Source organism: Devosia psychrophila (genome assembly GCF_000971275.1).
GTDB lineage: Bacteria > Pseudomonadota > Alphaproteobacteria > Rhizobiales > Devosiaceae > Devosia > Devosia psychrophila.
Genome location: NZ_LAPV01000009.1, coordinates 84,777 through 108,693 on the forward strand (window position 1 = coordinate 84,777; position 23,917 = coordinate 108,693).

General features: G+C 61.7%; 21 protein-coding genes and 1 pseudogene. 14 read left to right on the forward strand and 8 right to left on the reverse strand.

Annotation, left to right across the window (positions count from 1 at the left end):
* Nucleotides 1–30: 30 nt before the first annotated feature.
* From WH91_RS00755 to tpiA, 6 genes are all read right to left on the reverse strand, one after another.
* Complete coding sequence (locus WH91_RS00755) at nucleotides 31–987, reverse strand: NAD-dependent epimerase/dehydratase family protein (protein ID WP_046169093.1); 957 nt, start codon at nucleotides 985–987, stop codon at nucleotides 31–33.
* A 239-nt stretch (nucleotides 988–1,226) separates the two neighbouring features.
* Entirely contained in the window at nucleotides 1,227–2,294 is a 1,068-nt protein-coding gene (locus tag WH91_RS00760; protein ID WP_046169094.1) for a Gfo/Idh/MocA family protein, read from the reverse strand.
* 72 nt (nucleotides 2,295–2,366) lie between these two features.
* A complete protein-coding gene (locus WH91_RS22960; protein ID WP_074797233.1) occupies nucleotides 2,367–2,543 on the reverse strand; it encodes a DUF4169 family protein in 177 nt (58 codons plus the stop codon).
* Between the two features lie 24 nt (nucleotides 2,544–2,567).
* A complete protein-coding gene (gene pyrG, locus WH91_RS00765) occupies nucleotides 2,568–4,196 on the reverse strand; it encodes a CTP synthase (RefSeq protein ID WP_046169095.1) in 1,629 nt (542 codons plus the stop codon).
* Nucleotides 4,197–4,307: 111 nt separating this feature from the next.
* On the reverse strand, nucleotides 4,308–4,823 hold the full coding sequence (secG, locus tag WH91_RS00770) for a preprotein translocase subunit SecG (RefSeq protein ID WP_046169096.1): 516 nt from the start codon (nucleotides 4,821–4,823) through the stop codon (nucleotides 4,308–4,310).
* Nucleotides 4,824–4,934: 111 nt separating this feature from the next.
* On the reverse strand, nucleotides 4,935–5,690 hold the full coding sequence (tpiA, locus tag WH91_RS00775) for a triose-phosphate isomerase (RefSeq protein ID WP_199533482.1): 756 nt from the start codon (nucleotides 5,688–5,690) through the stop codon (nucleotides 4,935–4,937).
* Nucleotides 5,691–5,815: 125 nt separating this feature from the next.
* Here tpiA and WH91_RS00780 point away from each other — a divergent pair, with 125 nt between their 5' ends.
* The 10 genes and pseudogenes from WH91_RS00780 to WH91_RS22965 all read left to right on the forward strand — a co-directional run bounded on the left by WH91_RS00780 (nucleotide 5,816) and on the right by WH91_RS22965 (nucleotide 15,132).
* A complete protein-coding gene (locus tag WH91_RS00780) occupies nucleotides 5,816–7,687 on the forward strand; it encodes a peptidylprolyl isomerase (protein ID WP_046169098.1) in 1,872 nt (623 codons plus the stop codon).
* Nucleotides 7,688–7,725: 38 nt separating this feature from the next.
* Complete coding sequence (gene trpE, locus WH91_RS00785) at nucleotides 7,726–9,234, forward strand: anthranilate synthase component I (RefSeq protein ID WP_046169099.1); 1,509 nt, start codon at nucleotides 7,726–7,728, stop codon at nucleotides 9,232–9,234.
* Nucleotides 9,235–9,320: 86 nt separating this feature from the next.
* On the forward strand, nucleotides 9,321–9,920 hold the full coding sequence (locus tag WH91_RS00790; RefSeq protein ID WP_046169100.1) for an anthranilate synthase component II: 600 nt from the start codon (nucleotides 9,321–9,323) through the stop codon (nucleotides 9,918–9,920).
* A complete protein-coding gene (trpD, locus tag WH91_RS00795; protein ID WP_046169101.1) occupies nucleotides 9,917–10,936 on the forward strand; it encodes an anthranilate phosphoribosyltransferase in 1,020 nt (339 codons plus the stop codon). Before WH91_RS00790 ends, trpD begins: the two co-directional genes overlap by 4 nt.
* Nucleotides 10,936–11,748, forward strand: a complete 813-nt coding sequence (gene trpC / locus WH91_RS00800; RefSeq protein ID WP_046169102.1) for an indole-3-glycerol phosphate synthase TrpC — start codon at nucleotides 10,936–10,938, stop codon at nucleotides 11,746–11,748. Before trpD ends, trpC begins: the two co-directional genes overlap by 1 nt.
* On the forward strand, nucleotides 11,748–12,224 hold the full coding sequence (gene moaC, locus WH91_RS00805; RefSeq protein WP_046169103.1) for a cyclic pyranopterin monophosphate synthase MoaC: 477 nt from the start codon (nucleotides 11,748–11,750) through the stop codon (nucleotides 12,222–12,224). The genes trpC and moaC overlap by 1 nt, the downstream gene beginning before the upstream one ends.
* The gene (locus tag WH91_RS00810; RefSeq protein WP_046169104.1) at nucleotides 12,221–13,423 is read left to right on the forward strand and encodes a molybdopterin molybdotransferase MoeA; all 1,203 of its coding nucleotides are present in this window, start codon (nucleotides 12,221–12,223) and stop codon (nucleotides 13,421–13,423) included. The genes moaC and WH91_RS00810 overlap by 4 nt, the downstream gene beginning before the upstream one ends.
* Nucleotides 13,424–13,530: 107 nt before the next feature.
* Nucleotides 13,531–14,247 (forward strand): transcriptional repressor LexA, encoded by a 717-nt coding sequence (lexA, locus tag WH91_RS00815; RefSeq protein ID WP_046169105.1) that lies wholly within the window; start codon nucleotides 13,531–13,533, stop codon nucleotides 14,245–14,247.
* Nucleotides 14,247–14,579 (forward strand): hypothetical protein, encoded by a 333-nt coding sequence (locus tag WH91_RS00820; RefSeq protein ID WP_046169106.1) that lies wholly within the window; start codon nucleotides 14,247–14,249, stop codon nucleotides 14,577–14,579. Before lexA ends, WH91_RS00820 begins: the two co-directional genes overlap by 1 nt.
* 368 nt (nucleotides 14,580–14,947) lie before the next feature.
* Nucleotides 14,948–15,132 (forward strand): annotated as a pseudogene (locus WH91_RS22965) (cold-shock protein).
* Between the two features lie 190 nt (nucleotides 15,133–15,322).
* On the opposite strand, the gene WH91_RS00825 reads toward WH91_RS22965, so the two are convergent.
* Entirely contained in the window at nucleotides 15,323–17,131 is a 1,809-nt protein-coding gene (locus WH91_RS00825) for an IlvD/Edd family dehydratase (protein ID WP_046169107.1), read from the reverse strand.
* Between the two features lie 289 nt (nucleotides 17,132–17,420).
* Between WH91_RS00825 and WH91_RS00830 the strand changes: the two genes are divergently transcribed.
* The 4 genes from WH91_RS00830 to WH91_RS00845 are packed head-to-tail and all read left to right on the forward strand — an operon-like array spanning nucleotide 17,421 to nucleotide 21,813.
* On the forward strand, nucleotides 17,421–18,341 hold the full coding sequence (locus WH91_RS00830) for a 2-dehydro-3-deoxygalactonokinase (protein ID WP_046169108.1): 921 nt from the start codon (nucleotides 17,421–17,423) through the stop codon (nucleotides 18,339–18,341).
* Between the two features lie 16 nt (nucleotides 18,342–18,357).
* Entirely contained in the window at nucleotides 18,358–18,969 is a 612-nt protein-coding gene (locus WH91_RS00835; protein WP_046169109.1) for a 2-dehydro-3-deoxy-6-phosphogalactonate aldolase, read from the forward strand.
* Complete coding sequence (locus WH91_RS00840; RefSeq protein ID WP_046169110.1) at nucleotides 18,966–19,844, forward strand: SMP-30/gluconolactonase/LRE family protein; 879 nt, start codon at nucleotides 18,966–18,968, stop codon at nucleotides 19,842–19,844. Before WH91_RS00835 ends, WH91_RS00840 begins: the two co-directional genes overlap by 4 nt.
* A 10-nt stretch (nucleotides 19,845–19,854) precedes the next feature.
* A complete protein-coding gene (locus WH91_RS00845) occupies nucleotides 19,855–21,813 on the forward strand; it encodes a beta-galactosidase (protein ID WP_074797235.1) in 1,959 nt (652 codons plus the stop codon).
* On the opposite strand, the gene WH91_RS00850 is transcribed toward WH91_RS00845, so the two are convergent.
* Entirely contained in the window at nucleotides 21,782–23,902 is a 2,121-nt protein-coding gene (locus WH91_RS00850; protein ID WP_046169111.1) for a ComEC/Rec2 family competence protein, read from the reverse strand. The genes WH91_RS00845 and WH91_RS00850 overlap by 32 nt on opposite strands.
* Between the last annotated feature and the right edge of the window lie 15 nt (nucleotides 23,903–23,917).

Genomic DNA, 23,917 nt, shown 5'->3' on the forward strand with positions numbered 1-23,917 from the left:
AAACCGCCACGCGCGCCTGTAAGCCAGGCGTCAGATGCTCAATTTGCCATTAGCGATCAACCAGGACACCGATTGCTGGACCGCCGCGAGCGATGAGTAACGCGGCACATGTCCAAGCAGGCGTCGGCCCTTGTCTATCGAACAGTTGGGACTGCGGGAAATATGCCCCCAGCTCGATTCCGCATTCTCGGCCGATTGCCGTGACTTCCAGTCTTCCCAAGGCAGAAATTCAAGATTGGGTTCATGGCCAAACCACCTCGACATCGCCTCGGCGTAATGACGCAGTGTAATGGCTCCGGGCGACACAGCATGAAAGGCCTCACCCGTGGACGCACCCCAATTGGCGATAGCCAGCATCATCAATTGCGCAATGTCGTCGGCGTGGACATGATGTACCGTCTCCATGCCGAAGTTGGGCAGTGCCAGCCGCTTTCCATGCGCCAGGGTGGCGAACGCTGCATCGTCAAAATGGCCGGCCGGATTGAGCGGCGACCAACCCTCGCCCACAATATGGCCGGGATGCAGGATGGTCACAGGAAAGCCCCGTCGCCGGGCCAGGTCGAGCAGATACCGCTCAATGGCGGCCTTTTGGATGCCATAGTCGCCGAAGGGCCGCTTGGTGACATCCTCTGGCGTCGGCACGACCTCGGAAAAGCCATGCGTCCAGATCGTGCCAATATGCAGGAAGTGCTGGACCTTTCCGATCAGCGCTTCCGCCAACTGCGACGCGCTGGCAAGCGTAAAGCAGATATTGTCGATGACGATCTCTGGCTTGAGCGCGGCTATGGCGGTGCCGAATTCCCCTTGTTTTTCGAGAAGATCGCGGTCCAGCGTGACCCGTTCCACCACAGCCCAAGTCGGATCATCGGCGTAGGGCTTTGACGCACCGCGCGTTACCGCCGCGACCTCATGACCCGCCCGGACAAGGCGCGGGACGAGATAGCTGCCGATGTGCCCCGTGGCTCCGATGACAACGATGCGCGCCATGATGAAATCTCATTTCCGGTTATGGATTAGCCAAGCTGCGGCTTTGTCCTAGCATGTCAGTGCATCGTGTGTAGAACACGTTCCTGAGGAGGACGGTTGCGAGAAAACGCTGCTGTAGCGGCGACATTGGCCGTCCGTGCCCTGGAACGACGATGCTGGCCGGAGGGAGGTCCAGGCGAGACCGGGTGTAACGCTCGGTACGGCTGCGATCAAGCGCTGATTGGGCTTGCTGGAATTGGCTAGCCCAGCTTTTGTGCCGCACCGGCTGCGGCATGCTCGGTGCGGTCTTTCTCGGTGACCGCGGCCAGATCGATAATTCTCTGCAGATTGGCGGCGTGTCGGAAGCTTGGTTCCTGATTGACGCCGGTGCGGACTGCCTCGGTGAAGCGGGCATAATTGGTTGGCGTTGGTTCGACGGCGACCTCGGTCCATGTTGCGGCTTCGACGTCACCGCCGAGGCAGGTCATCAGCTTGGGATTGAAGTTGGTGTCTGTGACTTCGATACCACCCTTCTCTCCGTAGATCCTCAGGCGCAGGTCATTGAGGTGGCCCGAGCCCCAACGGGTGGCGTGGATGGCGGCCATGGCGCCATTGTCCATTTCGGCGGTCATGACGAAGGTGTCGTTGGCGTCGAGGTCATACTCGCCGATGCGGGAATCCTCGGCCTTGTGGAAGGTCTGAAGGCGGAAGAACGCCGTCTTGTAGTCGCAGCCGGCTGCATAGGAGGCGAAGTCGAGGATATGGATGCCGATGTCGCCCAGCACACCATTTGAGCCGTGCCTGGTGCTAAGGCGCCAGAGCCAGGTCGGCGAGCTGCGCCAATCGCCCCAGGCCTTCGATACCAGCCAGCTTTGCAGATAGCTGGCCTCGATATGCTTGACCTCACCGATAGCGCCAGCGGCGATCAGGTCATGGGCTTTCTGCAGTTGCGGCACGTTGCGATAGGTCAGGTTGACCATGTTGATCAGGCCGAGCCTTTCGGCCAGTTCAGTCATTTCTACGGTTTTGGCGTGGTCAGTCGCCAGCGGCTTTTCACAGAACACATGCTTGCCAGCATTCAGGATGGCGAGGGTTGTAGGGTAATGCACGCGGTCAGGTGTGATATTAGTGACGGCGTCAAACTCGCCCCAGGCAAGCGCCTCTTCGAGGGTCAAAAATCCGCGTGGAATGCCATGCAGTTCGCGGAACTCGGTGAGCTTGGCCTCGTCGGTATCGACCGCCGCAACGATCTCAACGCCCTCGATTTCGTTGAACCCCTTGACGTGAAGCCGGGCCATGCCGCCGGTGCCGAGCATGAGAAGTCGCATTGGAAACCCCTGGGTTACGGAACGTTGCGTCAGCTGCAAGGCTAAAGTCGTCCGCGACCGGAAGGGTTGCCACTAGTCTTTCAGCTTGTGGCCGTCGATCTTTTTCTGGGCCAGCGCCTTTTCGGCTGCCTGCTGCAGTTTTTCGCCCTTGGTGCGGCCGAACAGCAGACGATTTTGGGCTGCTTGATCGTCCTTGGACGCGCGGGCCTTCTGCTTGCGGACGGTGCGGAGATTGATGATTTCAGCCATGCGAGGATTTTAGCAGGATTTCAGTCATACCAGCCGGCTTTGGTCCATTGCGGCGGCAATGAAGCTGGCGAACAGCGGATGCGGCTCGAACGGCTTGGACTTGAGTTCGGGGTGGAACTGCACGCCGATGAACCACGGATGGTCGGTGCGCTCGACGATCTCGGGCAGCTTGCCATCGGGTGACACGCCTGAAAACAGCAGGCCATTCTTCTCAAGCAGCTTGCGGTAATCCATGTTCACCTCATAGCGGTGACGATGACGTTCCGAAATGCGGGTGGTGCCGTAAATGTCGGCTACGCGGGAGCCGCGCGTCAGCTGAGCAGGATAGGCGCCGAGGCGCATGGTGCCGCCGAGATCGCCTTCGTTGGCGCGCTTCTCGGTCTCGTTGCCCTTGACCCATTCGGTCATCATGCCAACAATCGGTTCCTTGCTCGGGCCGAACTCCGTCGAGGAGGCATTCTTGATGCCGGCAGTATTACGAGCCGCTTCGACGCAGGCCATCTGCATACCAAAGCAGATGCCGAAATAGGGTACGTCCTTGACCCGGGCAAAGCGCGCGGCTTCGATCTTGCCCTGCGCCCCACGTTCGCCGAAGCCGCCGGGCACGATGATGCCATGAACATGCTCGAGATAGGGCGCTGGATCGTCACGCTCGAATACTTCCGAGTCGATCCACTGCAGGTTGACCTTGACCTTGTTGGCGATGCCGCCATGGGTCAGGGCTTCGGACAAGGATTTGTAGGCGTCCTTGAGGCCGGTGTATTTCCCCACGATGGCGATATTCACTTCGCCTTCGGGGTTGTGCAGACGGGTCGATACTTCTTCCCAGGCCGACATGTCCGGCGCCGGTGCATCCTTGATACCGAAAGCAGCAAGGACTTCGCGGTCCAGGCCTTCCTTGTGATAGGCCAGCGGCACGTCGTAGATCGAGCCGACGTCGAGGCCCTGGATAACGGCGCTTTCGCGCACGTTGCAGAACAGGGAAAGCTTCTTCTTTTCGCCCTCGGGAATCGGGCGATCGCAGCGCACCAGCAGGATATCGGGCGCGATACCGATCGAGCGCAATTCCTTGACGGAGTGCTGCGTCGGCTTGGTCTTGAGCTCGCCGGCCGAGGGAATATAGGGCATCAGCGTCAGGTGCAGGTAGCAGGTGTCACCGCGCGGCAGGTCGTTGCCAAGCTGGCGGATCGCCTCGAAGAACGGCAGGCCTTCGATGTCGCCGACGGTGCCGCCGATTTCCACCAGCACGAAATCGAACTCGTCATTGCCCTCGACGACGAAGTTCTTGATGGCGTCGGTGACGTGCGGAATGACCTGCACGGTGGCGCCGAGATATTCGCCACGGCGTTCCTTGGCGAGAATGTCGGAATAGATGCGGCCGGTGGTGATATTGTCGCGCTTGGTGGCGGCCCGGCCGGTGAAGCGCTCGTAGTGACCGAGATCGAGATCGGTCTCGGCGCCGTCGTCGGTCACGAAGACCTCGCCGTGCTGGGTGGGCGACATGGTGCCCGGATCGATGTTGAGATAGGGGTCGAGCTTGCGAAGGCGAACCTTGTAGCCGCGTGCTTGCAGCACGGCGCCGAGCGCCGCCGATGCAAGACCTTTACCCAATGAGGAGACCACGCCTCCGGTGATGAATACGTACCGAGCCATGGGCGTTCACCTTAATCACATCAGCGTCGATTCGTAGAGCTAGCTTTGCGCTCTACACAAAAAGAAAGAAGGGGATGTTTCCATCCCCCTCTTTGTGTCGCCTTGCGGCGCTTAGTTGGTCGCCGGAGCGACCGGCGTTTCAGCGGGGGTCGCCGCCGGAGCATCCGGCACCGGCAGGTCACTGTTGGCGTCGGGAGCCGCAGGCGCAGCGTCAGTCGCAGCTGGCGCAATGTCTTGGGTGACCGGATCGGCGCCGGCAGGTGCCGTCGGATCAGATGCAGGAACCGGAAGGTCGGAGGTCGTGCCGCCCTGCAGTGAATTCAGCGCATCGAGCACGCTGGTCGGCGCGGCGCCATCTTCCGTTGCCGTCGCACGCTCGAGAATTCCCGAGGTGGTGCGATCCAGTTCCGAGATAATGGTCAGGCCAATCGCCGTGGCGAAGAACAGCGTCGCCAGAATCGCCGTGGTACGGGTCAGCAGGTTCGCCGAGCCGCGGGCGGTCATGAAACCACCACCGCCGCCGCCACCGCCAATGCCCAGCGCGCCGCCCTCGGAGCGCTGCAGCAGGATAACTGCAATCAGCGCCAGGACGATCAGCAAATAGGCCACAATCAGGACGTTTGCCATTCTGTCTCAGTCTATTGGTCTGTCAAAAGATGGCGCGTCTTACACGCCCCTGCCAGCAAATGCCATAGGCCAGCCGGAATTTCCAACCGGCCTCACAGCATCAGCCTTGCACTACACAGCCGAGATAATGGTGTAGAAGTCTTTTGCCAAGAGGCTGGCGCCGCCGACGAGGCCTCCGTTGACGTTTTCGATCTGCAGAATCTCGCGCGCATTCTGCGGCTTGAGCGAACCGCCATAGAGAATGTGGATCGATGCGCCCTTGTCGCCGAAGCGATCAACGAGCTGGCGACGGATTGAATTGTGCATCTGGGCAATGTCGTCATTACTTGGGGTGCGGCCGGTGCCGATGGCCCATATCGGCTCATAGGCTATGATGACCTGATGCAGCTCGGCGGCATCGGGAATTGAGGCGGCGAGCTGGGCGGCCACCACGGAATCAGCCGTGCCGCCATCGCGCTGCGCTTCGGTCTCTCCGACACAGATGATCGGCTTGAGCCCAGACCCGATAGCCGCTTCAGCCTTCGCCCTGACCTGATCGTCGGTTTCGCCATGATTGGCGCGGCGCTCGGAATGGCCCACGATGACATACTGCGCGCCAGCATCGGCGAGCATCGAGGCGGAAACGTCGCCTGTATGGGCGCCTGATGCCACAGCATGGCAATCCTGTCCGCCGGCCAGTATGCCGGCACTAGCGCCTTGGCGAGCAACGGCGGCAAGAATGGTAGCGGGGGGGCAGATAACGACCAACGCCCGGGGTGCTTCGCCGGTGGTGAGCATGCCTGCAAGCGTCGTCAACTCCTCCAGCGAGCCCCTCAGGCCGTTCATTTTCCAGTTCCCTGCGATCAGCGGCGTAATTGTCGTTGTCACTCTTTGCTCCTGCATGCCTCTTGCACCGGGACTAGGTTTGCCCTAACCCCGGCTGTCAAAATGGATTACTAGTGCCCTCCCGCTATCGCGGTAAAGCCTCGTGTTGCCCAAATGGAACGTCTCAGATGCTTGATAGTTTGCGTGTTTTTGCAAAATCCTGGCCCGGTAAGATCATGGGCGGCTTCCTGCTTGTTGGTATCGCCGGCTTTGGCATCAACAATGTCATCACCGATCTGGGCAGCAACACTGTAGCCCGAGTCGGTAACGCAGAAATCAATTCCCGCGAGTTCCTGCGCGCTTATCAAAACCAGCTGAACCAGGTGGCTCAGCAGATTGGCTCCGTGCCGACGGCAGAGGAAGCCGTCAACCTGGGCGTACCTTCCATGGTGCTGCAGAACCTTGCACAAGATGCGGCTCTCGATCAGGTAGCTGACGATTTTGGCCTGGGCGTGTCCGAGGACCAGCTCAGCAAGATGCTGCGCGCCGATCCATCGTTCCAGAACGCATTGGGGGTGTTTGATCCCTCCAGCTTCACCCAGGTGCTGCAGTCGAGCGGCCTGACAGAGGCAGAATATTTCGAGAGCCAGACTGAGTCAGCACGCCGCCAGCAGCTCGTGCTGAGCCTGTTTGGTGACACCAAGCTGCCGGCTACGGCGTCAACCCTCGTCAATCGCTATGCAGCCGACCGTCGTACCATCGACTATTTCGTGCTGGGCGAGACCAATGTCGAAACCCCAGCTGCGCCGACCGAAGCCGAGCTGGCCGCCTACCTGACCGAGCATCAGGCAGAGTTCCGCACGGTCGAAACTCGCTCGGTGCAGATGCTGCGCCTGACCACTGCCGACCTGGCGGCGACCAAGACCATAAGCGAAGACGCGGTTGCGGCGGAATTTGAGCGCACCAAGGCGAGCCTCGTGCAGGCCGAACGCCGCACCATCCAGCAGGTCGTGCTGAACGATGAGCAGGTTGCAGCTTTCCAAGCTGGCCTCGCTGCCGGCACGCCGTTTGAAGGTCTGGTTGCAGAAGCCGGCGTTACGCCGACCGACCTCGGTAGCCTGACTCAGGCCCAGATCAACGATACCAATCTGGCCGCAGCAGCCTTTGGCGTTGCACAGGGCAGCTTCGTCATCATCGACGGCGTAGCCGGCAAGCGCGCCGTACACGTCTCTGCCATCGAAGGCGGCGGCGAGCCGAACCTTGAAGGCTCCCGCGAACAGATTACCCAGAACCTCGCGCTTGCCGAAGCCCGCGACGAACTGGCCGAAGTGCAGGACCAGATCGAAGAACTGCGCGCCGCATTCCGCCCGCTGAGCGAGATTGCCACACGGTTCAACCTCGACCTCTATGAGACCAATGTCACCGCCGCCGGCACCGAACTCGACGTGCTGCCGGACCTGAGCACCGAGGATCGTCCGCGGGTGACGCAGGCCGTCTTCAAGGCTACCGAAGGCGCGCTTACACCAGCCATCACTCTGGCAGGCAATGGCAACCTTTGGTTCGACCTCAACAAGATCGATCCGGCGCGCGACCAGACGCTGGACGAGGTACGTGACCAGGTTGCGACGGCCTTGACCACCGAACGTACGAATAATGCGATCATTGCGGCCCAGGCCGAGGCTGTGAAACGTCTCGACAATGGCGAAGCGATTGCCGATGTCGCGACGTCTTACAACGTGTTCCCGCAGCTCAGCCCGCCGTTCACCCGCTTCGGCTCGGATGACGGTACTGTAGATGCTGCTGTCGCGTCTGCCGCATTTTCTGGCGCTGCCGATCATCACGGTTCGGCGGTCAATCAGGCGGGCGAATTCATCGTGTTCCAGGTGACCGACCTGACCGCGGCTGAAGGCGCTTTGGCAAAGGCTGCCAATGACAGCCTCGAGAACGAGCAGCGCGTCGGCATCTATGGCGACTTCGTCACCGCTGTGCGCGACGATGCCGGACTGCGCATCAACCAACAGGCACTCAGCGCCGCGCTGGCACTCAATACCGGCCTGTAATCCACGGGCCGGCCCAACCCAAAATGGATACCATAACGATGGGCGACGACCTCTTTCTGCGCTTCTCCGAGCAATACACTGCTGGAAAATCGCAGATCGTCTGGCGTCGCATCGTGGCCGATCTGGAAACGCCGGTCGGCACCTATCTCAAACTCGCGCAGGGACGGAAAAATACGTTCCTGCTCGAGTCGGTGCAGGATGCTTCGGTCCGCGGGCGCTATTCGATCATCGGCACCCAGCCGGACGTGATCCTCAAGGTCGAGGCCGGCGCTGCCACCATCAACCGTGGGGCGCAGGTCGATGAGACCAGCTTCGAGCCGCTATCCGAGCTTCCGCTCGATGCGCTTCGCAGCCTGGTGGCGGATAGCAAGATCGACGTGCCCGCCTGCCTGCCACCGCAATCGGCCGGCATCTACGGTTACCTCGGCTATGAAATGGTCCGCTACATGGAAGTGCTGCCCGACAGCAATCCGGACCATCTGCAGACGCCCGAAGCCATCTTGATGCGACCATCGCTGCTGGCCATTTTCGATACGCTCAAGGACGAGCTGTATCTGACCGCGCCGGTCTATGTTCGTGATGGTGTGTCGGCCCGGCACGCTTATGAAGCCGCCGAATCGCGGATCGACGACGCCATTGCCCGGCTGAGCCAGGCCATGCCGGCAACCCCTGCCCTGCCCGACCTGGCATCCATCACCGTCACCAGCAACACGTCGCAAGACGAGTATTTCGCCATGGTGGCCAGGGCCAAGGACTACATCACGGCAGGCGACATTTTCCAGGTTGTGCTGAGCCAACGCTTCGAGGCGGAATTCACCCTGCCTCCGACCGCGCTTTATCGCGCGCTGCGCCGCACCAATCCCAGCCCCTACATGTATTTCCTCGATTTCGGGGATTTCGCGGTTGCGGGGTCAAGCCCCGAGATATTGGTCCGCGTGCAGGACGGCGAGATTACGATCCGCCCGATCGCCGGGACGCGCAAGCGCGGCTCTACGCCGACGCGGGACCAGGAACTGGCGGCCGAACTGCTGGCCGATCCCAAGGAGATGGCCGAACACCTGATGCTGCTCGACCTCGGCCGCAACGACGTCGGCCGCGTCGCCAAGACCGGCACGGTCAAGGTCACCGACAAGTTCTTCCTCGAATTTTATTCCCACGTCATGCACATCGTCTCCAACGTCGTCGGCGTGCTGGATCCTAAATACGACTTCGTCGACGCGCTCTCGGCGGGCTTCCCGGCTGGCACTGTCTCAGGGGCGCCAAAAGTGCGCGCCATGGAGATCATCGACGAGCTGGAAAAATCGCGTCGCGGCATCTATGGCGGCTGCGTCGGCTATTTCAGCGCCGATGGCACCATGGACACCTGCATCGTGCTGCGTACCGCCATCCTCAAGGACGGCAAGCTTTACGCCCAGGCTGGTGCAGGCATCGTCGCCGACAGCGTTCCCGAACTCGAGCACATGGAATGCGAAAACAAGGCCCGTGCCCTTTTCAGCGCCGCCGAGGAAGCGCTACGCTATGCCGGCGAGGCGAGGATCGGGCAATGATGGCGCAGGCATTCTTTCAACATCGATGGCGGAACTGGTTCTGAACACCGAACCCGTTACCCCAAAGCCGCGCTGGAACCAGATAAATGACCCGCACGCTCGTCATCGATAACTACGACAGCTTTACCTACAATCTCGTCCATTTCCTGGGCGAACTCGGCGCCGACATCACTGTCAGGCGTAACGACAAGATCACGCTCGATGAAATTGCCGAGATGGCGCCCGAAGCCATACTGCTATCGCCCGGCCCGGCCACGCCCAATGAGGCCGGCATCTGCCTGGCGCTGATCGAGCGCTTTGCGGCTACCACGCCGATCCTCGGCGTGTGCCTCGGCCATCAGGCCATCGGCCAGGCCATGGGCGGCGACGTGATCCGCGCCCCCCACCTGGTGCATGGCAAGACTTCCAGGATCCATCACACCGGCCAGGGCCTGTTCCGCGGCCTCAACAACGATTTCGAGGCGACGCGCTACCACTCGCTGATCGTGCAGCAGGATACCTTGCCCGACGTGCTCGAAGTGACGGCGACAACCGACGACGGGCTAATCATGGGCATGCAGCACAAGACGCTGCCGGTGCATGGCGTGCAGTTCCACCCCGAGAGCATCGCCAGCGAGAACGGCCATGCCCTGCTGCAGAATTTCCTCAACCTGGCCAGCGACTTCAACGCAAAGAAGGCCGCGTGATGGACATCAAGCAGGCACTCAACAAAATTGCCGACCGCCATGACCTGACCGGCGAGGAAATGCGTAGCGTCATGCGCATCATCATGGCCGGGGAAGCCACCCCAAGCCAGATCGGCGCCTTCCTGATGGGCATGCGCATCAAGGGCGAAAGCGTCGGCGAAATCGCCGCGGCGGTCTCGATCCTGCGCGAGCAGATGGTGCCGGTCATCGCGCCCGAGAACGCCATCGACATCGTCGGCACCGGCGGTGACGGCGTCGGCAGCCTCAATATCTCTACGGCCACGGCGTTGGTCGTGGCAGCAGCAGGCGTGCCGGTGGCAAAGCATGGCAACAAAGCGCTGTCGTCGCGCTCGGGCTCGTCGCAAGCGCTGGAAGCGCTTGGCGTCAAGCTGGACCTGACGCCCGAGCAGATCGGCCACACCATCGCGAACGTCGGCATCGGCTTCATGTTCGCGCCGAGCCATCACCCGGCAATGCGCCATGTCGGGCCAGCCCGGACCGAAATGGGCGTCCGGACGCTGTTCAACCTATTGGGACCGCAGTCCAATCCGGCCGGCGTGCGGCGCTACTTGCTCGGCGTCTATTCCCAGCAGTGGGTCGAGCCGGTGGCGGCGGCCTTGCTGGCCAATCGCGCGATCAAAGCCTGGGTGGTGCATTCTAGCGAGGGCCTCGACGAACTGTCGACGTCGGGTCCGAACTTCGTCGCTCAGATTGCCAATGGCGACCTGCGCAGCTTCGAGCTGCATCCCGAAAAGGTTGGCCTCAAGCTGACCGATCCCAAAGGCCTGCTCGGCGGCGAGCCCGCAGACAACGCTGCGGCTATTGTCGCATTGTTCGATGGCGCGCCGGGCGCCTATCGTGAAACCGTCCTGCTCAATGCCGGCGCGGCGCTGCTTGTCGCCGACAAGGTTCAAACCATCGAAGATGGCATTGCCCTGGCGCGCGAAACCATCGACGCGGGCAAGGCCAAACACACACTCGCCCGCCTCGTGGCGGTATCGAACGGACACGATTGATGAGCGATATCCTGCAGCAGATCGAAGCCTACAAGCGCGAGGAAATCGCGGCGGCCAAGGCCATGCGGCCGTGGGCCGAGGTGGTGGCACAGGCCCATGACCAGCCAGCTCCGCGCGGCTTCATCAGGGCGATCAAGGCCAAGCGCGACCAGGGTCAATATGCCCTGATCGCCGAGGTCAAGAAGGCCAGTCCCTCCAAGGGCCTGATCCGCGCCGATTTCAACCCCGCCGAAATCGCTCGCGCCTATGAAATGGCCGGCGCTGCCTGTCTCTCGGTGCTGACCGATCGCCCGAGTTTCCAGGGCTCGCCGAGCTATTTGATCGAGGCCCGCGCGGCGACGCAATTGCCGGTGCTGCGCAAAGACTTCCTGTTCGAAACCTACCAGGTCGCCGAAGCCCGGGCCTGGGGGGCCGATTGCATCCTGATCATCCTCGCTGCCGTCGGCGATGACGTGGCGCGCTACCTGCTGGACGCCGCCGAAGAATGGGGCATGGACGCCCTGGTCGAAGTGCATGACCAGATCGAGTTGGACCGCGCGCTTTTGCTCGGCGCCGAGTTCATCGGCATCAACAATCGTAACCTGCGCACTTTCGAGACGACGCTGGAAACCTCGGTGGCGCTCGCCATCGGCGTGCCGAAGAATACGTTGCTGGTCAGCGAGAGCGGCATCGTCAGCCACGAGCATGTCTTGATGCTCGACCAGCGGGCCAATATCAGTACGTTCCTTGTTGGTGAAAGCCTGATGCGCCAAGACGATGTGGCGGCGGCAACCCGGGCGCTGCTGATGGGCGCCCCCCAGGCAGTGCGCTGATGGCTGGCGGCCTGACCCATCTCAACGAAAAGGGCGAGGCGCATATCGTCGATATCGGTGACAAGGCGGTTACCCGTCGCAGGGCCGTGGCGCAGGCGAGACTGGTAGCCAAGGTGGAAACCATCGCTGCCATCATGGGCGGAAGCCTTAAGAAGGGCGACGCGCTGGCAGTGGCCCGCATTGCCGGCATTATGGCTGCCAAAAAGACTTCAGAGTTGATCCCCCTCTGCCACCCGCTCGCCCTGACCAAGGTCGTCATCAACATCGACGTCGAAGACATGGATGCTATCCGCATCGAGGCAATCGCTGAAACTACAGGACAAACCGGGGTCGAGATGGAAGCCCTGGTTGCGGCGTCAACTGCCGCTTTGACGCTTTATGATATGGCAAAGGCCATCGACAAAGCCATGGTGATTACCAATCTGATGCTCGTCGAAAAATCCGGCGGCAAATCTGGTGACTTTACGCGGTTATGAACCTGCTCCCTGTCGAAGACGCCATCACGGCCATCCTGAAACGCGTACCGGAACCCATAGCAGAAACCGTCGAGCTTGCGGTTGCCGCTGGCCGCGTGCTGCTGCAGCCAGTTATCGCCACACATGACCAGCCACCGTTCAATGCCAGCGCCATGGACGGCTATGCCATGCGGGCTGCCGATGTGGTCGATGGACACACGCTAAAGCTCATCGGCACGTCCCAGGCGGGCGCCGGCTTTCCCGGTTCTGTCGGTGAGGGCGAAGCAGTCCGCATCTTTACCGGCGCCCCGGTGCCGGCAGGCGCTGATACCGTCATCATGCAGGAAGAAGCTGTCGCGGATGGCGGATTTGTTTCCTTCACCGTCCCTGCCCGGCTCGGACACAGCGTCCGGCCCTTGGGCAATGATTTCGCCAAGGGCCAAGTGCTGGTCGAAGCCGGCGTGCGCCTAGCGCCGATGCAATTGGCTGTAGCAGCAGCGGCGAATGCCGCGACGCTTCAGGTAGCGAAACGTCCGTGCGTCAGCTTGTTGGCGACCGGCGACGAGCTGGTGCTGCCCGGTTCGGTAGTCGGCACCGACCAGATCGTGGCCTCCAACAGCTCTGGTCTGCGTCCGCTGCTGATCCCTTATGCCGAAACCGTCATCGACCACGGCATTGCCCGCGACACGCGCGACGAATTGCGTAGCAAGCTCGATGAGGTCTTTGCCAGCCAGCCCGATATCGTCATCACCACGGGGGGCGCCAGCGTCGGTGACCACGACATCGTCAGGGACATCCTGCTCGAGCTCGGCGTGACGCTGGATTTCTGGAAGATCAACATGCGCCCGGGCAAGCCGTTGATGTTCGGCACTCGGGGCAAGACCCTAGTGTTTGGCCTGCCGGGCAACCCGGTGTCGGCCATGGTCACCGCCCTGGTGTTCATTCGCCCGGCCCTGCGCCAATGGCTAGGCTATCCCGAACCCATGCTGTGGCGGCTGCCCCTGGCGGCCCCCACCCCTCCCAATAGCGCTCGCCGCCACTTCATGCGCGCCCAGCTGGTCCATACACCGACGGGGCCGGAACTGCTGCCAATACCGCAGACCGACAGCGGCCATACCTCGTCGCTGGCGCGCGCTGACATGCTGATTGTGCAGCCGGGGGGCGATCCGGGCCAGCAGGCCGGCGCAATTGTCGAAGCACTTCCACTGGACTATTTCTAAGGGCGGAGGCGCACAATATTCCGAAAATACGCGGGGATATTGCGGAACATAACTAGAACACGTATTGTCGTTCTGCCTACGTTCCGATTCTGTCCTCGAGGGGCCCCATGCTCACGCGCAAACAACACGAGCTGCTGATGTTCATCCACGAGCGGATGAAGGAAAGCGGTATTCCGCCATCGTTCGACGAGATGAAGGATGCGCTCGATCTGGCGTCCAAGTCCGGCATCCATCGTCTGATTACGGCGCTGGAAGAGCGCGGTTTCATCCGCCGACTGCCGAACCGGGCTCGCGCGCTGGAAGTCGTCAAGCTCCCCGATTCGATGAACCCGTCGCTTGGCGGTCGCAAGACACGCTTTGAGCCCTCGGTCATCGAAGGCAGCCTGGGAAAAGTCAGCGCCACGACATCTCGCGCTCTTAGCGCACAAGATGAATATGCACGACCGATTGCCATTCCCGTCATGGGCCGCATCGCCGCGGGTACTCCGATCGAGGCAATCCAAACTCATTCGCACACCATCATGGTGCCGCCCGAAATGCTGGGTGCCGGCGAGCACTATGCGCTTGAAGTGCGCGGCGACTCGATGATCGATGCCGGAATTTTCGATGGCGATACCGTCCTGATTAAGAAGCAGGATCAGGCATCGACCGGCGAGATCGTTGTAGCGCTAGTAGACGACGAAGAAGCCACGCTGAAGCGACTGCGCCGCAAGGGCGATACGATAGCTCTGGAGGCCGCCAATCCAGCCTATGAGACCCGTATTTTCCCACCTCACCGCGTCAAGGTGCAGGGCCGCCTCGTTGGCCTGCTGAGGAAATACTGATGCGCATTGCCCTGCTTTTCGTGGGAATTATTGCGGTCCTGGGCGGACCGACGTCAGCGCAGGAGGCTAGCGTCAAAGAGACCCGATGCTGGGTGGGTGGGGTGACATTCTCGGCCGGCGCTGGGATCAATGCTGGCGACGGCATTGCGACCTGTCAGGCGGGAACAGGCTGGCAAAAAGCCGCAACAGGCGCCTTGGTAAGCGGCTGCATGCTGGAAGGAAAGCTATCCTCTGTTGGCGCGGTTATCGGCATTCGCAACAATGACAGCTTGTTACTGCAATGCGACGCCAGCGGCCGTTGGACGACGATTGGTACTCTATCGGAAAGTTGATGCTGCGGCCGGCGTTAGCTGCCTACCATCAATGAGCCTCTTCAGTCCTGCTGCGTTGCAACGCGGCGGGGCTATTTTTATGTCCGGCCTCGCGCAGGTGTAACCAAGCTTCTCAAGCCGTTGATTGACATGTCATGCCTTTGCCAATGCTCGTCAGAAAGTTGCTTGCGTTGCATACGTTTGCAAAGTCATCGTTTGGCAAGAACTTGAGGATTGCCTGGCTTCGTGCCATTTATAGGGCATAGGTTTTCAGCCTAAGTCGGCTGCCTGATGCCGGTTCGCCGGACCGTGGCTACCTACTCGACCATGCGAACGTTATGTCCCTTTGGCATCTTGCCACTGGATAACCGCTCGTTACGAGCACAGTCGTGTCCGCAATCATCGGCGCCGTTAAATTCTTCAACACCACCAAGGGCTTCAGCTTCATCTCGACTGAAAATGGCGGCAAGGATGCCTTCTCCACATCTCCGCCGTTCAGCGTTCGGGCCTCCAGGGCCTGTATGAGAGCGACAAGGTAACCTGCGAGATCGAGACAGGCCGTGACGGCAAGTAATCGGTCACCAACCTGACCCTGCTCTAGTCGTATCAGGCTTTACGCAGCGAGAGCGCTCCCGGCGCTGCTCGAGAGAACCACCGCAGTTCCTGCGGTGGTTCTTGTGTGCCCGGGTTGTGCCAGGACTTGTAGCAAACGAAAGGCCCGCGCATCCTCGCGCGGGCCTTTCTGATTCAGTGGTCGAACAGACTTAGTGGTTGTCGCGCGGGATGCCGTTGGTCTGGGCGATGCGCTGGTACTTTTCGGCGGGCTTGAGGATGGCGCCGTCGCCGAGCTGCCCGACGATGCCGCGCTGGATTTCCTGCCACGGCGTCTGGTGCTTGGGATACTTGTAACCGCCCGACGCTTCGAGATCCGCACGGCGGGTCGCGATTTCCTCGTCCGAAATCAGGATATTGGCCTGGCCGATATTGAGATCGATCCGCACCCGGTCGCCGGTCTTGAGGATAGCGAGATTGCCACCCGCGGCCGCTTCCGGGGATGCGTTGAGGATCGAGGGCGATCCCGAGGTGCCCGACTGGCGGCCATCGCCGATACAGGCCAGGGCATGAATGCCACGCTTGATCAGGTAGTTGGGCGGCCGCATGTTGACCACCTCGGCAGCCCCCGGATAACCGATCGGGCCAGCGCCGCGCATGAACAGCAGTGTATGCTCGTCGATATCGAGCGAGGGATCGTCGATCCGGTGGTGATAATCTTCCGGACCATCGAACACGACAGCCTTGCCCTCGAACATGCCCGGATGATCCGGGTTGGTCAGGTAGCGGTCACGAAACTCAGTCGAGATCACGCTGGTCTTCATGATGGCGTTGTCGAACATATTGCCGCGCAGCACGAGGAAGCCCGCTTCGGTCTTGAGCGGATTGTCGAAGCGGCGGATCACCTTGTCGTCCTGGATCGTCGTATTGCGGCAGTTCTCGCCAATGGTCTTACCGTTGACGGTGGGCGCGTTTTCGCGGATCAGGCCCTGGGTCATCAACTCGTTGACCACCGCCGGCACGCCGCCAGCATGGTAATAGTCTTCGCCGAGATACTCGCCAGCGGGCTGAAGGTTCACCAGCAGCGGCACCTTGTGGCCATAGGTCTGGAAATCCTGCAGCTCCAGTTCGACGCCGATATGCTTGGCGATGGCCTGGATATGGATCGGCGCATTGGTCGAGCCACCGATCGCCGAATTGACGACGATGGTGTTGATGAAATTGTCCTTGGTCAGGATGTCGGAGGGCTTGAGGTCCTCGCGCACCATGTCGACGATGCGCTTGCCGGTACGATAGGCCATTTCCTGGCGGTCGCGATACGGCGCCGGAATGGCGGCCGAACCCGGCAGCTGCATGCCCAGCGACTCGGCCAGCGAGTTCATGGTCGATGCGGTGCCCATGGTGTTGCAATAGCCGGTCGACGGCGCCGACGATGCCACCAGTTCAATAAACTGGGCATAGTCGATCTCGCCGGCCGCCATCATCTGGCGCGCCTTCCAAACGATGGTGCCGGAGCCGGTGCGTTCGCCCTTGTGCCAGCCGTTCAGCATCGGGCCGACCGACAGCGCGATGGCGGGAATATTGACGGTCGCCGCGCCCATCAGCATGGCCGGGGTGGTCTTGTCGCAGCCGATGGTCAGCACGACGCCGTCGAGCGGATAGCCATACAGCACTTCGACGAGGCCGAGATAGGCGAGGTTGCGGTCGAGGCCGGCCGTCGGGCGCTTGCCGGTTTCCTGGATCGGGTGCACCGGAAATTCGATGGCGATGCCACCGGCTTCACGGATGCCTTCGCGGACGCGCTCGGCCAGGACTATATGATGACGGTTGCAAGGGCTGAGATCAGAGCCGGTCTGGGCAATGCCGATGATCGGCTTGTCGGACTGCAGCTCTTCGCGCGACACACCGAAATTCATGTAGCGCTCAAGATAGAGCGCGGTCATATCCGGGTTGTCCGGGTTGTCGAACCAGGCGCGTGAACGCAGTTTCTGCTTTGCCGAACCGGCGTTGTCTGCCGTCATGTGATGTTCCTCTACAGTCCGCGGACGTGCCCACGTTTGGAGTCGTTTTAACATGGCAATGGCCGCTGTGAATGCCCCTCGCGAGAAAAAATCATACAAATGAGCGCTCGGTGAAATTTGCTCACGAGCGACATTCCCGAACGCGCTGAAAATCTTACCAAACGAGGCGATTTTTTTGGGCAGTGGGCGCAGTTGTGCCCCACCGCGCCGACCACAGAATCGGACTGGCTGAAACAACTGCCAGCCTTTAGGGTCGCGCCGCGATAAGGCTCCGCGGTGAGGAAAATTCGTGACTGGAAACGTTGATTGGGTTGCTGTTGACTGGGGAACTTCGAACCTCCGCGGCTGGGGCATTGCCGAAGATGGGTCGGTGGTGTTCGAAAAGACATCGCCCAAGGGCATGGGAAAGCTGACGCGCGAGGAATTCCCCGCAGCGCTGGCCGAACTGCTCGAGGGTGTGGCCCCTGGCCGCTCGGGCAAGCTGGAAGTACTGATCTGCGGCATGGCCGGCGCCCGACAGGGCTGGCTCGAAGCGCCATACCTTGAGGCACCGACCGACCTGCGCGGCCTGCTCGATGGCGCCGTGCACCCCGACATGGGCGACAGCCCGATCCGCGCCTCTATCCTGCCTGGCGTTTGCCAGAAGGCCGGCGGCGACAATGTGATGCGTGGCGAAGAAACCCAACTTCTGGGCCTCGCTTCGCTCAATCCGGGTTTTTCCGGCATGGTCTGCATGCCCGGCACACATTCCAAATGGGCCCAGCTATCCGGCAGCCGCATCGAACGCTTCTCGACGGCGATGACCGGCGAAATGTTCGAACTGCTGCGCACCCATTCGGTATTGCGCCATTCGCTGGCTGGCGATCTCGACGGTCCCGGCCGTTCTGATGGTTTCAAGGCAGGCGCCGAAGCGGGTCTTGCCCATCCCGAACAATTGCTCGGCACGCTGTTCCAGGTCCGCGCCGGCGCGCTGCTTTCGGGTCGTCAGCCTGATTGGTGTGCTGGCTATCTATCGGGGTTGCTGATTGGAACCGAAGTGGGCAGCAACCGTCATCTGGTTGGCGACGCGACCGTGCCACTGATCGGCGCGCCTGCACTGTGTGCGCTTTATGCGCAGGTGCTGGAAATGGCTGGCGCCAGCGGCGCCCCCAAGGACGCCACCGAAATCGTGCTGGCCGGCCTCAAGGCCGCGCGCAGCTTTGCAGCTTAGACCGGAGTACGGGTCAATGGAACATCGTCATCTCATCGCCATCCTGCGTGGCATCACCCCGCCCGAAACCGTGGACGTGTGCCAGGCGCTGATCAGCGCCGGCATCACCATGATCGAAGTGCCGTTGAATTCGCCCGATGCGCTGACCAGCATTGCGCTGGCCTCCAATTCGTTGAGCGAGCAGGCCGCAATCGGCGCCGGCACGGTGTTGACCAAGAAGCAGGTCTGGGCCGTATCCGACGCGGGCGGCACGTTCATCGTCTCACCCGACACCAACAAGCAGGTGATCGAGGAAACCGTTCGACTGCAGCTGCTGTCCTATCCCGGCGTGTTCACCCCGTCCGATGCGTTCCGCGCTATCAAGGCCGGTGCCAGCGGACTCAAGTTCTTCCCCGCCGAAGTGCTCGGCCCCAAGGGTATCAAGGCCATCAAGGCGGTGCTGCCGCCGGAGTTGCCGATCTATGCCGTGGGCGGCGCCAATCCGGATAACTTCACCGAGTATTTCGCCGCCGGCTGCACCGGCTTTGGTCTCGGCACCTATGTTTATAAGCCCGGCATGACCGCAGCCGACGTCGCCGAGCGCGCCGCCACCGCCGTGGCCGCCTATGACGCGGGAAAACCCCAATGACCGAGACAGCAAAGCTCCTGCTCGATAGCAAATGCCAGCTTGGCGAAGGCCCGCTTTGGCACCCCGGGCGCCAGCAACTGTTCTTCTTCGATATCAACGAACAGTCGCTGTTCGCTGTCACGGCTCAGGGCGAGATCGCCGATAGCTGGCTGTTCAACGAATTTATAGCAGCAGCCGCCATTCTCGATGATCACACGCTGGTGCTGGCCACCGATACCGGCCTCAAGGAATTCGATCTCAATACTGGCGGCATGAACCGCATCAACGAGGTCGAAGCCGATAACCCCAAGACCCGCACTAACGACAGCCGCGTGCATCCGTCCGGCGCCTTCTGGTTCAGCACTATGATCAACAGCGAAGACGAGGCCGCTATCGGCTCGCTGTATCATTACCGTGCCGGCGTGCTGACGACGCTCAAGTCCGGAGTTAAGATTTCCAACGCCACCTGTTTCTCGCCCGATGGCAAAAAAGCGTATTGGACCGATACCCCGACCAAACAGATCATGCAGGTCGATACCGATCCGGCTACCGGCCTGCCGATCGGCGAATGGGCCCTGTTCGCCGACGTGTCTGAAGGTCGCGGCTATCCCGATGGCGCAGTGGTCGATAGCGAAGGTTACCTATGGAACGCCAAGTGGGGCGGATCCTGTGTCGTACGCCATGCCCCGGACGGCTCGATCGACCGCATCGTTGAAGTCCCCGTCAGCCAAGTCACCTGCCCGGCTTTTGGTGGCCCGCATCTCAAGACGCTCTACATCACTACCGCCGCGAAAAATCTCAGCAACATACAGCTTGTATCCGAAAAACATGCAGGCAGTTTGTTTGCGATTGATCTCGACATTGCCGGCTTGCCCGAAACGCCCATTACTCTCTGAGACAACTGCCATGACCGCACCATCCCTCGGCGTCTGCTACTATCCCGAACACTGGCCTGAGGAGGTTTGGGAGCGCGACGCTGCGCGGATGGCCGAAGTCGGCATAACCTGGGTGCGTATCGGCGAATTCGCCTGGTCCAAGCTGGAGCCAACGCCGGGCAACCTGACGTTCGACTGGATCATCCGGGCAATGGATGTGCTGGGCAGGCACGGGCTCAAGGTGGTGTTCGGCACGCCGACCGCCACGCCGCCACGCTGGATGGTGGACAAGCACCCCGACATGCTGGCGGTCGACGCCCGCGGCCAGCGCAAGGGTTTTGGCTCGCGCCGCCACTATGATTTCAGCCATCTCGGCTATCGCGAGGAGGCCGGTCGCATCACGCGGCTGTTGGCTGGTGCGGTTGGCCAGCACCCTGCGCTTGGCGCCTGGCAAACCGATAATGAATATGGCTGCCACGGCACCACCTATTCCTACTCGCCTGCCGCCAGGCAAGGCTTCCAGCTATGGCTGCAGGACAAATACAGCACCGTCGATGCGCTGAACCAGGCCTGGGGCAACGTGTTCTGGTCGATGGAATACAACCGCTTCGACCAGATCGATCTGCCAAACCTGCTGGTCTGCGAAGCTGCACCGGCGCATGACATGGATTTCCGCCGCTATGCGTCCGACCAGGTCGCCGCCTTCAACAAGGTGCAGTACGACATCCTGAAGCAAGTGCGGCCCGACCTGCCGGTGATCCACAATTTCATGAGCCGCACCAGCGACTTCGACCACTACGAGGTGGCCAAGACGCTCGATATTGCCAGCTGGGACAGTTATCCGCTCGGCCACCTTGCGGTTAGCAACGAACCCGAGGAAACCAAGCGCCTCTACATGCGCCAGGGCGATCCGGACAATGCCGCCTTCCATCACGATCTTTATCGCACCGTGGGCCATGGCCGCTGGTGGATTATGGAGCAGCAGCCCGGCCCGGTGAACTGGGCGCAGTTCAATCCAGATCCCCTGCCTGGCATGGCCCGCCTCTGGGCCTGGGAAGCCTTCGCCCATGGCGCAGAGGTTGTCACATATTTCCGCTGGCGCCAGGCGCCGTTTGCGCAGGAACAGATGCATGCCGGCCTGCTTCGGCCCGACAGCGAGCCCGCGCCCGCGTACCACGAGGCCATGCAGGTCGCCGAAGAGCTCAAGACCATCAGCCTTGACGGCCCTGCCGCCAAGGGCCGCGTTGCCGTGGTCTACGACTACCAGAGCGAATGGGCATGGGAAATCCAGCCCCAGGCCAAGGGTTTCAGTCACGGGGCCCACGTCCGGGAGCTTTATGCCGCTTTCCGCAAGCATGGCGTGGATATCGACGTGCTACCGCCGAGTACCACGAGCTTTGCCGGTTATGACATCGTAGCCATCCCCGCCCTGTTCGCCTGGAATGATGACCTGCGCACTGCCATTGCCGACTTCGACGGCCACCTGCTGATCGGGCCGCGCTCCGGCTCCAAGACGCAGGATTTTGCCATACCGACAGGACTTGCGCCGGACCTGCCGAGCAACCTGCTCGACGTCAAGGTCATGCGGATCGACAGCATCGATCCAACCCTCGACATCGAAGTCCGGGGCAGTGGTGCGATTCACCACTGGCGCGAGCGGCTCGAAACACGGACCAATGTGGTCATCGAGGATGTCGAAGGATGGCCCGTGCTGGTTAACCAGGGCAAGCTGTTCTACCTCGGTGCCAGCGGCACCAAATCGCTGATCCAGCGCGTGGCGGATTACCTGATCGCCGAGGCAGACCTGCCGACCATTGCCTTGCCGGCCGGCGTCCGATGCCGCACCCGTGCCGGCTTCCGCATCTATGTAAACTACGGCGCTGGCCCGGCTACTCTGGTGCCGGCCTCCGACGAATCCGGTTACGTACTCGGCACTGCTGATATGTTGGCAGCCGGCGTCACCGTGGCGCGACTCGCCACGGGCGGGTGACATTGGGGATGGCGGTGCGGATATCGAACCGCGCCGTCGCTTCGTTCCAGCGTAGCCAGTGAACGCCGCCCGCATACAGAGCATTGCCATCGATCAATTGTCCGCCAACGCAGGTTGATGGCACCCGCATCCGCGCAATGATCAGGTCATGCAACCCGCAATCCTCGGCGAAGGCGGCCGCGTTGCGAATGATGGCTATCGAAAAGCGCTCATTCTGCGCGATGCAGCCGAGCGCATCGCAGCGCGTGCCGGGCACCTCCGAAGCGATGAGCTCCTGATAGTGCTGGCCCCACACCTCGACTGCAAAGCTGCCCACCTTGCCGCTGACCAGGCCCATACCGTCCTCGGTTCGCATCGCCACGGCCTGCGTCGTGTCCGCGATCAACAGATCCGGCCGCTTGTCGAGCCCGACCAACAGGATGAGCGGCAGCGCCAAAGCCGGCCCTGCCAGCCGCCACCAACTGTTGACGAAAGCAAACCAGGCGAGCGCTACGAGGCCGATGATTAAGGCCACACTGGTCAGCAACGGGTTACCGGCCAGGCCCGCGCTCCAGCCCGCTACCAGTGTCGCGCCATCGACCATGCGATCGATGCCCCAGCCCATCGCGATGAGGAACCAACCTTCCATTCCGAACGGCATTGCAAGCACTGACATCACCGCAACAGGCATGACGACGAGGCTCACCACCGGCAGCACCAGCACATTGCCCAACACCCCGAGCGGCGAGGTTTGCTGGAAGTGATAGGCCGAGAAAAGCAAAGTGGCCGTGCCTGCGATTAAGCTGGTTAGCGCTGTCGCCCATACCGTCTTCCATAGCCGCTGGCCCCAGTTGCGATCTCCTTCCGGCGCCTTGCGTGGAATCTCGTAGATGCCGATCAGTGCCACTACGGCGGCGAACGACAGCTGGAAGCTGGCGCGGAACACGCTGGCCGGATCGATCAGGATAATGGCCAGCGCCGCGATGGCGACATTGCGCATGGTAAGCGCTCGCCGTCCGGCCAGCACGGCGCCGAAGATCAGCCCGAGCATGATAGTCGAGCGCAGCGCGGGCACATTTGCCAGCCCACCGGCCAGCAGCAGGTAGAAGATCGCCGCCGCAATGCCACCAGCCGCCGCGATCTTCTTGACCGGCCAGCGGGTTGCAGTTGCCGGGATCGAGGCCAGCAGCAGCCGCAGCAGGAAGAACATGCCACCGGCGACAATCGACAGATGCAGCCCCGAGATCGAATAGATATGCGCCAGCCCAGAGGCCGCCATCACCTCGCGGGTCTCATCATCGATAGCGCTCTGATCACCGACCACCATGGCCCGGCCAATGGCAGCCGAGGAGCCATCCAGCACTGCGTCGATGCGGGCGCCAATCGCCATGCGCAGGCTCTCGATGGCGCGCGTCACGTCGAATGCGGTGCCTGAAGCGACCAAGCTGAACTCGCTGGTCACATTGCCATAGGCACCGATGCCGGCGAAATAGGCGTGGAACTGGCTGTCGAACGCCCCCGGCAGGATCGGCCCCGGCACAGGCGCCAACCGGATTTTGCCGCGAATAATATCACCCGGCGCCAACGGCGGCTGCGGCGGCACCATCAGTCGCGCTTTCGTAACGGGAACCGGGCGATCACCCGTAACCGGAGTGATACCCGACACCACGATACGCCGTGCTTCGTCGGTCGCCGAGATCACTTCATCGACGCGCGCCTCGTAGGTTCCAAATGCCGGCCGCGCCAGCATGGTGGTCCCAAACCACGTTCCATGGAGCGGCAACAGGCAAAAACCCAGCCAGGCGGCAGCAAACACGCAGAACATTGGCAGCATGCTGGCCTGTCGGAGCAATACAATGGCCAGTGCCATTGCCGCGCCGACGCCAGCCAGTGCCCAGCCCTCCGGCTCGAACGGCAGCCCGGCATAGACGATCAAGCCGGCGATCATCGCAAACGGCAGCAGCACGAACAGCCGCCGCGATGTGACGGCACCAGCCAGCGCAAGCCTTGCCGTCCGGGCCTTTCGCGGCAAAATCACCTGTGGCAAAGCCGGGCGCAAGGGCACCAGCAGTGCCCCGTCCTCGCGCTCGCGTGTCTCCGCAACCTGCACCGGCCCTGCCCCCGC

Excerpts from the sequence above, each read along its gene's own strand:
- WH91_RS00810 (WP_046169104.1), top strand. The coding sequence starts at position 12,221 with ATGAACCTGCTCCCTGTCGAAGACGCCATCACGGCCATCCTGAAACGC.
- WH91_RS00840 (WP_046169110.1), top strand. The coding sequence starts at position 18,966 with ATGACCGAGACAGCAAAGCTCCTGCTCGATAGCAAATGCCAGCTTGGC.
- WH91_RS00835 (WP_046169109.1), top strand. The coding sequence starts at position 18,358 with ATGGAACATCGTCATCTCATCGCCATCCTGCGTGGCATCACCCCGCCC.
- secG (WP_046169096.1), bottom strand. The coding sequence starts at position 4,823 with ATGGCAAACGTCCTGATTGTGGCCTATTTGCTGATCGTCCTGGCGCTG.
- WH91_RS00820 (WP_046169106.1), top strand. The coding sequence starts at position 14,247 with ATGCGCATTGCCCTGCTTTTCGTGGGAATTATTGCGGTCCTGGGCGGA.
- moaC (WP_046169103.1), top strand. The coding sequence starts at position 11,748 with ATGGCTGGCGGCCTGACCCATCTCAACGAAAAGGGCGAGGCGCATATC.
- trpC (WP_046169102.1), top strand. The coding sequence starts at position 10,936 with ATGAGCGATATCCTGCAGCAGATCGAAGCCTACAAGCGCGAGGAAATC.
- WH91_RS00845 (WP_074797235.1), top strand. The coding sequence starts at position 19,855 with ATGACCGCACCATCCCTCGGCGTCTGCTACTATCCCGAACACTGGCCT.
- WH91_RS00825 (WP_046169107.1), bottom strand. The coding sequence starts at position 17,131 with ATGACGGCAGACAACGCCGGTTCGGCAAAGCAGAAACTGCGTTCACGC.
- WH91_RS00760 (WP_046169094.1), bottom strand. The coding sequence starts at position 2,294 with ATGCGACTTCTCATGCTCGGCACCGGCGGCATGGCCCGGCTTCACGTC.
- WH91_RS00790 (WP_046169100.1), top strand. The coding sequence starts at position 9,321 with ATGACCCGCACGCTCGTCATCGATAACTACGACAGCTTTACCTACAAT.
- trpE (WP_046169099.1), top strand. The coding sequence starts at position 7,726 with ATGGGCGACGACCTCTTTCTGCGCTTCTCCGAGCAATACACTGCTGGA.
- WH91_RS00755 (WP_046169093.1), bottom strand. The coding sequence starts at position 987 with ATGGCGCGCATCGTTGTCATCGGAGCCACGGGGCACATCGGCAGCTAT.
- pyrG (WP_046169095.1), bottom strand. The coding sequence starts at position 4,196 with ATGGCTCGGTACGTATTCATCACCGGAGGCGTGGTCTCCTCATTGGGT.
- WH91_RS00780 (WP_046169098.1), top strand. The coding sequence starts at position 5,816 with ATGCTTGATAGTTTGCGTGTTTTTGCAAAATCCTGGCCCGGTAAGATC.
- WH91_RS22960 (WP_074797233.1), bottom strand. The coding sequence starts at position 2,543 with ATGGCTGAAATCATCAATCTCCGCACCGTCCGCAAGCAGAAGGCCCGC.
- lexA (WP_046169105.1), top strand. The coding sequence starts at position 13,531 with ATGCTCACGCGCAAACAACACGAGCTGCTGATGTTCATCCACGAGCGG.